The organism is Candidatus Anoxymicrobium japonicum (genome assembly GCA_002843005.1).
In the GTDB taxonomy this organism is placed as follows: domain Bacteria; phylum Actinomycetota; class Geothermincolia; order Fen-727; family Anoxymicrobiaceae; genus Anoxymicrobium; species Anoxymicrobium japonicum.
The window spans coordinates 1-11,749 of sequence record PHEX01000053.1; the positions used below are offsets into that span (position 1 = coordinate 1).

Below are 11,749 nucleotides of genomic sequence, written 5' to 3' on the forward strand. Positions count from 1 at the left end.
GAAACTCGGCAAAGCTCGACGTCCCAAAAAAATACATCGGAAAAAGGGCTTATGTGATCATCGTCAAAGATTAATGAGGAATTCTGTCCCAAAGCCGATAACTAGGCTCATAATAGACTATTTGGATTTGATAAGCAAGGTGGTTCTTTGAAACGACCCAATTTGCCGGTTTACCAAGAACTTCAAACCCCTGCGATTTCCTAATAAAATCGCCAATAACTCTTATGAATCATTATTTTCCATTCGTTTCCAATTTTGGGCGGTGCATATCACAGAAAACCCCCCTCTCCCTTAGATTATCGGCCCTTTGCTCGTAAAGATCGAGCGATAGGAACAAGACTTTGCCTTACGACATGGACAGAATCCTTTGGGGTCATCCTGTATCGGAATCAAAGATTCCTCGACTATGGCGTGAACCGAAGCGCGAAGCGCTGTTCAAGCCAGCATCCCGAAACACTAACGAATCGTTCTGATTCGTTTTATCTCGAATTACTGCGTAATTCCTCAACACGAGCGTAGCGAGTAGACCGGGCGAGATTCGTTACGAATCCGCTTCGCGGCTTCGTTCTCTCCCGCTCGCTCTTGGTTCGTTTAACTTATTGGTTAGTTTATGGACCGGGCGAGAGGAGCAAATTTCCTGCGGAAATTTGCGACTTAGCCCGGGACACGAGCGTAGCGAGTGGACCGGGCGAGATTTGAACTCGCGGCCTCTTGCTTGCGAAGCAAGCGATCTTCCAGCTGATCTACCGGCCCATCTGAGCAAACCCTTGAATAAAAAAGATAGTTATAAGGATTGCTGTATGCTCGCAGCGGAATTAGGGAGATGGGGAGGGGGACGCGTAGCAGACCACTATTGCCCGCCCACGACGACATCCCGTATCCTGATGTGAGGCCCGCCGTCGCCGACCGGGACCATCTGCCCTTTTCCGCAAAAGCCGGGGTCCCCCATCGACTGGTCGTTGCCCACGCCATCTATGTTGAGCAGGGTGCCAAGAATCGTTCCGCTAAGCGAGACGTCCTTTAGCGGTTTTGTGATATCGCCCTTTTCGACGAGGTAGGCTTCCTGCGCCGCGAACTGGAACGAACCCTTCGCGGTATCGACCTGGCCGCCTCTCGTGCCCTTGGCGTATATGCCGGTTCCGATATCCTCCAGGAGTTCTTCGAAGGAAAGCCCGCCGTTCTGTATCAAGGTGTTGCTCATCCTGACAAGCGGGCGAACTCCGTAGGATTCGGCCCTTGCGCCGCCGTTCGGAGCGAGATCCAGTTTTGCAGCGGTATACCGGTCGTTGATGAAGGTTTTCAGTATGCCTTTTTCAACAAGGACCTTGCGTTCCGCCCGCAAACCCTCGTCGTCGAACGGGAAAGAGCCGAAAGCGCCGGGAATCGAGGGGTCGTCCACTATCGTCACGAGTTCGGAGCCTAACCTCTGCCCGAGCCTGCCTTCGAGTATGGATTCCCCGTTGACCACAAGATCCGCCTCTGCGGCGTGGCCGAGGGCTTCGTGGGCGAAAACGCCTGCAAGGTCGGGGTCGGCAACCAGGGTGAACGTGCCTGCGGGGGCGTGCTGCGCCGACAGGAGGGCAACCGTCGCTTTTGCAGCTTCGACCCCTTTTTCGACAGGATCCATTATGTCGAATATCTCGTATCCGAGCGTCCCGCCGATGCGCGCCCTTCTCCCCGTTATCTCGCCGTCCTTTCTGGCAATGAAATTGACCTGCGCCACGGTTCTTGTGACCTCGCTTGTGACGTCTGCGCCTTCGCTGCTCAAAAAGCGGGAGGTCGAGGTGCCGTCGCCGTATCCGGTGGTCACGCTCTTTATCTCCGGAAACTGCCGGACGGCGCGGTCCATGTCGCGAAGCACCGCCATCTTTTCCTCGATGGAGTAGTCCGCAGGGTTCTTGCGCGGTTTCCAGAGTTCCCCGCCTTTTTCCGGCCTGACCTCGGCAAGCTCTATCTTCTCGGCCCCCATCTTCGCGGAGGCGCGGGCTATCGCAAGCGCCTGCGTCAGCCCCTTTTCAAGAACCCCTTGCGAAAAGAGGTTGGATGAGTAAAAACCCCAGGCGCCGTCGGCGAGAAGCCGTATGCCGAATCCCTTTTCCCTGCCGGAGACCGCCTTTTCGAGCACGCCGTCCTTGAGTTCGATGTCAAGCCCGTCCGACTCCTCGACGCGGATGTCGCAGTAGGATGCGCCCATCTTCAGCGCTTTTTCTATTATTCTTTCTTCCAGTTTTCCACCGGGGGGTGAAAGATGGAGGCGATTAAAAAGTTTTTTGGGAAAAGGGGCTAATCCGAGACGACGCTGCTCGTCCCGTCCGCGTTTTCCTTTACGGTGAGAACCCTCTCGAACGAATCCTTGACGTCCTCCACGTGGGTTATCAGGATTATCTGCCTGAACCTGCCCGTCAGGTCGGAAAGCGCGCGCATGACGTTCGCCTTGCGTTCGGGGTCCTGCGAACCGAATATCTCGTCGAGTATTATGAACTGGAAATCGGTGTTGTTCCTCTCGCCCATTAGCTGCGAGATGGCAAGTCGCAGACAGAGGTTCGCAAGGTCGTTCTCGCCGCCGGAGAACCGCCCGAGTTCGAACCGCTCGCCGTCGTCGTAGATGTGGACGTTGTAGTCCCCGTCCAGTTCTATGTCGCTGTACCTGCCATCAGTGAGCCTTGCAAAACTTTCGGACGCATAGCGCGAGAGAAGGGGCCCGATTCTGGATATGAGGTGCCTTTTGAAGTCGTTTAGGAGGCCTGCGTCCCGGTCGCCGGCAAGCCGTTCGAGGAGAGTTATCTCTTTTCTAAGGGAGTTTATCGCCTTTCTTATCTCCTCCTGCTCGGAGAGTTTCTTTTCGAGCGCATCTTTTTCCCTTGCAAGCATCTCCGATTTTGCGCTTGCGCCGGCGACCTTGATTCCGAGTTCGCCAAGCAATCCAATCGCCGATTCGTATCGCCTCATCGCAAGGTCGTATTCCTGCTTGTCAAAACCAAGCGTTTTGAGTTCAAGAGTGATCTTTTCAAGGGACTTTTTTGCAGCAGAGATGTCATTTTCGACAGATTCGAGTTCGTGCCTTGCCGCATCTATCTTAGACTCTTCATTTTTCAGCACCGCGAACTGCTCGGCCACCCCTTTTAAGGCATCTAAACCGCTCTTCACCCCGGCATACTCGCCTTCGTCGAATGCGCAGGCACCGATTTCAGATAGCCCCACACGTGCCGCATCGAGTTCGGATTTGGCTTTTTCCCTGCGACCATCCATTGTCTTGACGCGCTCCGTCAGGTGTTTGCGCTCGTTTGCGTTCGCCTGCAACTCAACCAGCGCGGCCTTTCTTGAGACAAGCGCCCCCTCTTTTTCCGCGCGGAGTTTTTTGAGTTCGGACAACTCTTTTGAGGCGGAAATACCGGATTCCGCGAGGCGTTCGCATTCTCTTGCAAGATCCGCCAAAATCATCTCTCTATGTTCGCCAAGCGGCTGCAGGCAGGTCGGGCAGTTGCCTTTCGAGCCGAGTTCCTCCAGCTTGCGCTTCTTCTCTTCAACGGATTTCCTTTCCAGCACGAGGGAATCGAGCGAAAATCCTGCCTTTGAAACCGTCTCGAAGAGTTTCGCGAGTTCCTCTTCTGCGCTTTTCGTGCCGGCAGCTTCCGCTTCAAGCCGCGAGTCGAGATTGCGAAAGACGGCAAGCCGCGCGGATATACCCTCGCCCTCGCGCCCGATTTCCTCGAGGGCGGCAAGCGCCCTGTTCGCCTCTTTTTCAAGCGCAGACCGCCGAAGGCTTTTTTCGCGCAGCGATTCCAGGTTGGTTTTTTTCGCCTCGAGAACCTTGAAATTTGAAAGTTTTTCTTCAAGAGATGCGGTTTTCGCTGCCGCGCCAAGCGCGTTTTTCACGGCGAGCCGTTTTTCCTTTTCAAGCTGTTCGAGATGTGCAGATCGCATACGTTCCACCGCAAGCCGTTCGCGCAACTTCGAATCGAGTTCGTAAACGCGTTGCAGTTCGTTCTTTGCGGCAAAATGCGCATCCGCTTCGTTTTTCGCGTCGTCAGCGTCTTTTTTGAATCTGTCGAGTTCGGCGTCGCCGGCCTTTATCGCTTCCCCAACCTCGCCGATTTTTCTTTTTATCTCTTCAGTGTCCTGAAGATACGAGCCGCGTATCTCCAGTTCCTTCCTCTTGTCCCTCTTGTCGCTTCTCGCCTTCCCTATGGCCTCGTCTATGGCGTCTATCCGAAGCATCCTCAGGACGAGCTCCCTTCTCTTCGCGCCGCCCAGATTCGAAATGGCGTCGAGTTCCTTCTGCATTGCCACTATCGAGGTGACGAATGGCTGGAGGTCCATGCCTATTTTCTTCGAGAGGAATTCGGTGGCCTCGAGAGCGGAGTTCGCGCCCGGCATGACCGCAACGCCGGAGTTCACCTTGACTGACGCAGTCGCCGCAAGGTTCTTGCCCCGCATCTCCCGCACCACCTCGTAATCGTCCCCATCGAGTTCGAACTGCAGGACGACGCGGCAGGGTTCGTTCTGGCCAGCCCCCTGCCTTTTTATCAGTTCCTTGTTCGTCCTTGCCGCAGGATGGCCGTATATCGCCCACACTATGGCTTCGACAATGGTCGACTTACCCGCGCCGTTCGAACCGATTATGCCGGTTATGCCGTCGCCGAACTCTATGTCGGCACGTTCGAACTTGCGGTAGTTTGTCAGCGAAAGCCGCTTAAGCATCATCGCCGTCGCCCCCCTTCAAATAATGCAGCGCCATCCCGACTAACCGCTCCCTTTCAGATTCTATTGCGGTCCTTTCCACAAACGAAAGCCATTCGTCTTCAAGAGAACCTATCGATGCCCCGCCCTGAACCTCCCCCTGCACCGCCGAAGAGGAGTATTTCAGCTCGAAATGCAGCGCACCTTCCGCGCGCCCCCTTATGCTCCGGAAGTCGAGGTTGCGGTAGATAGCAGGCGCGATGTTTTTCAGGTGGATTCTCAGTATCTTTCCGCTTGCGTCCTCGTCCGTTATCCTGCGCTCGACCGCTGCCTGCACGTCTGTCGCATCTAGACCGCCGCAGTCCACTTCGCCGAGGTTCACCATCGGACGGGTCTTGCGCGAAACGAATCCGATATCTGCACCGTCTCCCGATATGCGAATGTCTATGAACCCCTTTTCCCCGTCGACCTCCGCAAAGGTCAGCCTTTCGAGAGTCCCGGCGTAGAACGCCCCTTCGCCAACCTTCACGTGCTTGTGGTAATGGCCCAGCGCAACGTAGTCGAAACCTTTAGACAGGTATCCGGATGGAAGTATCTGTTCGTTGAATTCGCCTGTCCTGAATTCCTCTATGCCGGTGAGAGCGCCGTGCGCAAGCAGGATGTTGAACGCACCGGGAACAGGCTCAAGCGAGTCGAGATTCTTTATGAGTTGTTCCTCTGTCTGGCATTGCGGGACTGCGTGAACTAACACCCTGCGGTCGCCGGCCCCGAGTTCTATCGTCTCGGCGGCAGTCTTGTATACAGGATGCACGTTCGGCAGGTGCTCGAAGAGCCGAAATACGCTTCCCGTCTCCTTTAGCTTCGGCGTCTCGTGGTTGCCTGAGATTATTATCGTCTTTATTCCTGCCCTGCCAAGCCTGAGCAGTTGCTCTATTGCGAACGCGAGGGTCCGGTTGCTGGGACGGACGGAATCAAAGAAGTCCCCCGCATGCAGCACGGCATCCACCTTGACTCCGTCCGGCGGCGATACCGCAAAATCCACGAACTCCCTGAACGCCTCGCAGACGTCGGTCCACCTCTGGTTCAACCCTTCGCCGTCCACCTTCCGATAGGTCGAATAGCCAAGATGGGTGTCCGCAACGTGGAGTATTCGCATGGTCATTTTTCGCCTCAGTAGAAATCGTCGTCGATGGTCTTGTCTTCAACGGCATTTGCCTTTTTCGCGATTTTTGCATCATCTGCCGTAATTTTTATGTAATCTTCGTAAAGGTGTATCTTTACCGGTAGCGCGAAAGGCGCGCTCGGGCTAGTTATCAGCGCCTCGCCCCGCTCAAGAGTCTGTATTTCGGTTCCAAGAGCCGAGATATCCTGTTTTGCGCATCCCCTGACGATGTTGCGGTCGCCGTCGTCGGAAAGACCGAGCAAAAACATCGTATTGAACTGCGAGAGGAGCTCGTTCGGTATCAGTTTGGGCTGCTGCGTCACGGCGCAGATGCCGACCTTGAACTTTCTTCCTTCCCTCGCTATCCTCGTGAAGATGTTTCCCTGCTGAGCAGTCCCAAGCACCCGCTGCGCCTCTTCGAGGGAGATAAGCACGGGCGGCAGCTTGCGGAATCTCTTGCCATCAATGTAAGCCTTCTTGTTCTCCCCAAAGAGCCTTCGTGCAAGAACCGCGCCCACAAGAAGCTCCTCCTCGTTATACAAGCTCGAGGTGTCGACCAGGACCACCTTTCCGGAATGCAGCGCTTCCACTATGCTCCCGCTCGCCGAGACCTTCTCGTCGCGGTGCACCACGTCCGAGCCGAGTATCCTCTCGGCCCGCCTCTTCAGGACTGCGAAGGTGACGTCCTGTATCTTGCGCTCGAACGCGTCCACGAGCGTCTTGATGTCGCTGTCGGCAAGCTCCATGAGCCAGCGACGGCCGTAGCGCGAGGAGATCTGCCAGAGCGCCTCTGCCTGCGCCTGCGAGAAGGGATAGACGTTTTCCACGTCCTCGACAGTTATTTCGTGGGCTGAGAGCATTATCCTGTTGTAGCTGCCCGAAAACGGCCTTGAAGAATAAACGACGAAATTATCCTGACCCGGCGCGTCCCGCAAACCCTTTAGTGTGCCGGACGCCCCGCCGTCGTAATACTCGCCGTGGGGATCAATGAGCAGCAGCCCGCAGCCGCCTCGCCGCATGACGGATGCGGCAAAGGTCTTCATCAGGTTAGACTTGCCCATGCCGGTCGTGGCAAAGACGCCGACGTGGGAAGGCAAATCGTTCGCGCCGACCCCGATGGGGATGTTCAGCACTTTTTCGCCGCTCCTCAGCATCCCTATCTCTATCTCGCCGGAATGCCCCGCAAGGAAGGAGAAATCGCTTTCGCAAACCCGCCGGACTGTGCTGAAGTGGGGCGGCAGCACCTTGGGTTTTCTGAAGGATGCCCCGTTTTCGCCTGCCGGCGCGTATCCGAGCGGGACGGTCCTGACCAGCTTGAACAGGCGCCGCTCGCGGTCGTGCAGGACGTAGCCGTTTTCGTTATGCCCCCCTGCCATCATGTTGCCCGCTGTCCTTTCCATAAAAGAACCTGAAAAGGCGTCGTTGCCGTGCATCACGTCTATGACACGCAGATAATGTACGTCGCCCGCCTCGCCGTCCTTTGCCGTGATTATTTCGCCCACCGATATCGGCGTGGAGTAGCCTGTACGAAAAAGTATTTCGGTCACGTTTCTGCCGACCACGCGGCCTATCTCCCTTACGCATCGCGCCTCTTCCATTTTACCACCTGTTCATGTCGAGAATGTCATGAAAGCCGCAGAACAGTTCGTCCCAGCCGTCCTGCAAAAGCCCCCATTCCATGGCCCCCCTCTGAACCACGCTTCGCAACTCGGAAAGGTCGTCGGGCTCAAACGCGACCGCATTGTGAGCAAGCGCAAGAGGGTACGGGTATCCCGGGTATGCGGCATCGTCGCATAGCCGCGCCAGTTTGCCGAACACCTCCCCCGCATCCGCGCCTCCGCCCGCGCTTATGTCAATTCTAAACGCATCGTATGAAAGCCCGTCAAGCTTTGCCACGTATATCGGGCCGAATTGGTGGGAAAGCGCGCCCTCTCCGCGCGTGCCATCTCCCTTTTTCGTGATTTCCGCAAACCACGCCCGTCCCGGCAGCCATTTTCTCCCAAGCCGCTCTACGTAGCGGGTGAGCGGAAAACCGCCTATGTTCAGATTCGAACTCTTGCTGACCCCGGCGATGTGAACCTTGCGCGACGAGGCCGATTCGCACAGCTCGGCAAACAACGCGTCCGGTTTCGAGGCATCCCCCCCAAGCGCGCCGTCGATGAGTAGCAGGTCGCCTTCATCAAGGGACAAGACCGCCTCTTTTGCGGCCGTGAGTTCTTCGAGTTCCCTTAGCCGCTCGTTGATTTTTTCGAGTTCAACGTAGCCTTTTCCCGGCTCCCTGCCGCAGGCTTTGGCAAACGCCTTTCTGTAAGTCAGGCCGCCTTCCTTCAAGGTGAACGTCTCCACCACGGTTTTTGTCTTCGGCCCAAAGAGGGTGTTGCATGCCGAATCGGTGACGACGTATCCCGTGCGTCTTGCGCCCACTAGAAACGGTCCTGCATCGAGAAGAGTCGCGCTGCCGCCGTCGACTGCCGCCACCTTGAAACCAAGGCCGCTCTTTTCGATAGAAACCAGCGAGCTTTCGCCGAAGTCGAGGTGGAAATCGAAGTCCGCGACGTCTTCCCAGCCCGGAAGAGTGGCGACGCCGTGCCCTGTCCTGCAGGCCATCTTTGCAATCTCCCTGCCGGCGGCAAATCCGGTCCGAAGAAACTCCTCGCCTTCGAGCATACTTGCGTAATGCGGTTGTTGTTTTAAAATGGGATGGGGGAGGGCGGTCAAACTACTCGCCCCCAATGCAAAGAGGCGGGAAAAGGAAAAAGAATCAGGCGTACATCTGCGGCCCCGATTGTAAGGTCTTGCGTTCTGTTATCGGCTTTGCCTGCGCCTGAACAGCCATCAACTGCTTCTCTATGCGCTCGGCCTCGTCGTAGAGCGGCCCCACGTCTATATCGAGGTCTATGAGGTTCGCTATTGTTTCTATTATGGCGGCAGCCCCGCGCGCGTCAGGGAAGTCCGGATTCGCCTCGGCAAGCATGCTTATGGCGTCTATACCCTCCCGTTTTCCCCTCGTGAGCGTCAGGCCGGATATGCCCGCTATTATGCCGTTCGAGAACTGCTTGATCCCTTTTTCGGTCAAGAGCCCGCGCGCCTTCTCCGTGGAACCGATGGCGAATACGTCCACGACCTCATCCTCGGACAGCGCCCCTTCGAGAACTATGCCTTCAGGGGATATCATAAGGTCGCAGCCGTTTTGCTTCACGAAGTCCATAACGGCATCCGAGATAGGTCGCATGAGCTGTTGCGCGGGCTGGAATTCGGAGACAAATACGACTACGCATTCGGCGGATTTCTTCTTTTGGCATTTCTTCCCTGCGTATACCCTTACCGGCGCAAGCGGCTCACTGTCGTGCACGACCGCAAGAGCGGGGAAGTCGCGGCAGTCCAGTATGCCGATATGCCGCAGCCCAAGAACGTCGATAAGGTAGTTTGCGGCTATTGTGGAGACGAGGCCTATCGACGGAAAGCCGCCGATGACGGTCGCTCCCTTCAGATCCGCCTTGTCGAACCCTTCAAACAGGATGACATTAACTTCGTTTTTGTCCAGAATCTCACCACCTGGGATATTGGGCCGCGGCTTATTTAAAGCTTGCATTTTTGTTTTTGCTGTTTTGACTGGACTTCGTTCGCGCAACGCTCGAAACGAACCGCCCGGCACGTTTCATCTTCCGGCGCGACCCCGCGCACAAGCGGAAAAAACATCTGCCGACCGACATAGAAACATTTAAACCACCGAAGACAATTTACCTGACGGAGGATTCTTATGGCTGGAATAGACATCGATAAATTCGTTAAGGACAGGACAAAGGAACTCGTCGAGAAGCCCGATATGCAGGACAAGATCGAGAAAAGCGTATACGGTGAAGTGAGGGGGAGAGAAACGTGGGTGCTGTACCTTATGGTGCAGGCCATAGACGAGACCAAGAAGATCCTCGAAGCCGCGGTGGGTGAGGTCGGCAAGCAACTCGACGGCGCTTCCAAGGGCGAGATGAAGAAACTCGAAGATGTTCTCAAAGCGCTCAATGACGGGAACACAACCATCGGCAAGAACATAGCCTCCGGCGTCGAGAAAACTGGTGCAAACCTTGGCAAGCAGATAGCCGAAACGTCTGCCGCAACTGGCGAGAAGATGGAGTATTTTAGGCAGACGGTAGCAAAGAGCTTCGATGGCCAAGCCGACACCCTAAAAAAGTTGCCCGTGCCGATTCAGCAAAGCCTAAAAGACCTTATGATGAGCCTGGATGGAGCCAAGAATTCTATCGTTTCGGTGGTCACGGACGCAGAGAAGAGTTTGGATGGCAAGTTCGCGCTCGCAGTCGGGAAATTGACCGCGGCAGGTGAGAAAGGCACGGAATCACTCAATAAAGCAGTTGCAGGAGCGGTAAAGGAACTTTCCGGCCAAGCCGACAGGAACACAGACGCGCTAAGCAAGAAGGTCGAAATGGCTGTAAAAGACCTCTCCACCCAGACGGACAAGAATGCCAAGGCGACAGATGCCACCGTGGCAAAGGCAACCGATAGGCTCGCAGCGGATGCGGCCTCATTGGCAAAGGCGATCAAAGATCAATCCGACAAGAATGCCAAGGCGACAGATGCCGCCGTGGCAAAGGCAACCGACAGACTCGCCGCCGACATCGCGGCGTCCGCCAAGGAAATTCAAGAGCAGTCCGACAATAACACAGAAACTCTTGATGAAACCTTCACCAGGGGAAACGAGTTCCTGAATCAGACGGTTTGCACAGCCCACCACGACATGATGGATCTCGTTGAATCCCGTTTCAACGAGATGAATACCCGTTTCGCCACGACCCGTGCTGACATGGAAGTCATAAAGGAACTGGTCATAGACGTCATAAAGAACATACGGATCAGACCCCTGCCGCACGATAAGGAGTGAATTTTCCCACTCCAATTCTTTTTATTTGAATCCCAATCTCCATTTCGGATAGGTATTCATGCAAAGGTGCCCCACATGTTGAACCTTATCGAAAACGCATTGAGCATCCGCAGCATCCGGTACAGCGTCGCGAACGGCCGCCGAGGCAGAAAGAAAACGATAGATTGTGGTGTAGCGCGAAGCGCCGTGTATGAGATCAGCGCAACCAACACAGGGCAGAAATACGTCAATATATCTTGCAGACTCGCGCCTGTCGGGGGCAATGGGTGGTATGCAAAAGTCATGTATCCGGATCGCCTTTGCGTATTGCCCGGAAAAACCGAGTCCATACGGGTCATGCTCGTAGTCACATCTGGGGAAGCTTTGCGAAAGACCATAAGATTTAAGCTTCGACTACGCTCCAACGTTTCGAAGCTGGTCAAAAAATTCCGCTTTACTGCCCGTTGTCAGTAGTGATTGAAAAGATATTTGGTTGTGCGGAACAGTAAAAAAGCTTAGTTACTGATATGCCGTATGAACGTTTTTCCCGACAAAGTCTTTTATTCCTTCCCGTTAATATCATTTTACATGCAACTCGCTCCTATCGCGCTTTTGATATTCGGCGTAGCCCTCCTTGCCGCAGGTTATTTCGTCAGGGTCAAGAAGAGGGTGGCCTTCATCGTCGGAACGTCGTCGCCCGACATCGTCGATGTGGATGGGCTTTCCGGATGGACGGGCAACAACCTTTTCGTCATAGGTGCGGTTACTCTTTCGGCGGGAATATTCATGATCGCGTTCCCTGCGGCCTCGCTTCCGATAACTGCGGTATGGGTCGTAGTCGTCGCCATATTCATATTCCGAATGCTCTTAAAAATGAAGAGATATATCAAAAGATGACGATGCGCCTCACGTCCTTATATCCTTTTTGTTGTATGTGCTGTGTGGCATGATTCGAGAAATATGGCCGGCCTTTATATATGAGAATCAGATGATCATTTATAAACTATTTAAATGAAATACCTGAAAAAGACAAT

General features: G+C 54.9%; 10 protein-coding genes and 1 tRNA gene. 4 read left to right on the forward strand and 7 right to left on the reverse strand.

Annotation, left to right across the window (positions count from 1 at the left end; all coding sequences use genetic code 11):
• A partial coding sequence (locus CVT63_06085; protein PKQ27801.1) for a hypothetical protein occupies positions 1-74 on the forward strand: 74 nt, incomplete at its 5' end.
• A gap of 606 nt (positions 75-680) precedes the next feature.
• Here the strand turns inward: CVT63_06085 and CVT63_06090 are convergent.
• The 7 genes from CVT63_06090 to CVT63_06120 all read right to left on the reverse strand — a co-directional run bounded on the left by CVT63_06090 (position 681) and on the right by CVT63_06120 (position 9,497).
• Positions 681-753, reverse strand: a tRNA-Ala gene (locus tag CVT63_06090).
• A 97-nt stretch (positions 754-850) separates the two neighbouring features.
• Positions 851-2,194: a TldD/PmbA family protein gene (locus CVT63_06095; GenBank protein ID PKQ27792.1), complete on the reverse strand. Its 1,344-nt coding sequence runs from the start codon at positions 2,192-2,194 to the stop codon at positions 851-853.
• Between the two features lie 89 nt (positions 2,195-2,283).
• Positions 2,284-4,704 (reverse strand): hypothetical protein, encoded by a 2,421-nt coding sequence (locus CVT63_06100; GenBank protein ID PKQ27793.1) that lies wholly within the window; start codon positions 4,702-4,704, stop codon positions 2,284-2,286.
• Complete coding sequence (locus tag CVT63_06105) at positions 4,694-5,842, reverse strand: exonuclease SbcCD subunit D (GenBank protein PKQ27794.1); 1,149 nt, start codon at positions 5,840-5,842, stop codon at positions 4,694-4,696. The genes CVT63_06100 and CVT63_06105 overlap by 11 nt, the downstream gene beginning before the upstream one ends.
• Before the next feature lie 8 nt (positions 5,843-5,850).
• A complete protein-coding gene (locus CVT63_06110) occupies positions 5,851-7,440 on the reverse strand; it encodes a hypothetical protein (GenBank protein PKQ27795.1) in 1,590 nt (529 codons plus the stop codon).
• Position 7,441: 1 nt separating this feature from the next.
• Positions 7,442-8,509, reverse strand: coding sequence for a hypothetical protein (locus CVT63_06115; protein ID PKQ27796.1), 1,068 nt, complete (start codon positions 8,507-8,509; stop codon positions 7,442-7,444).
• Between the two features lie 94 nt (positions 8,510-8,603).
• A complete protein-coding gene (locus CVT63_06120) occupies positions 8,604-9,497 on the reverse strand; it encodes a proteasome assembly chaperone family protein (GenBank protein PKQ27797.1) in 894 nt (297 codons plus the stop codon).
• A 105-nt stretch (positions 9,498-9,602) separates the two neighbouring features.
• Between CVT63_06120 and CVT63_06125 the strand changes: the two genes are divergently transcribed.
• The 3 genes from CVT63_06125 (at position 9,603) to CVT63_06135 (ending at position 11,612) form a co-directional block, all read left to right on the forward strand.
• Positions 9,603-10,736 carry a hypothetical protein gene (locus CVT63_06125; protein ID PKQ27798.1) on the forward strand — a complete coding sequence of 378 codons (1,134 nt, stop codon included), beginning with the start codon at positions 9,603-9,605 and terminating at the stop codon, positions 10,734-10,736.
• A gap of 75 nt (positions 10,737-10,811) precedes the next feature.
• Entirely contained in the window at positions 10,812-11,189 is a 378-nt protein-coding gene (locus CVT63_06130) for a hypothetical protein (protein ID PKQ27799.1), read from the forward strand.
• Between the two features lie 60 nt (positions 11,190-11,249).
• Complete coding sequence (locus CVT63_06135) at positions 11,250-11,612, forward strand: hypothetical protein (protein PKQ27800.1); 363 nt, start codon at positions 11,250-11,252, stop codon at positions 11,610-11,612.
• Positions 11,613-11,749: the final 137 nt, after the last annotated feature.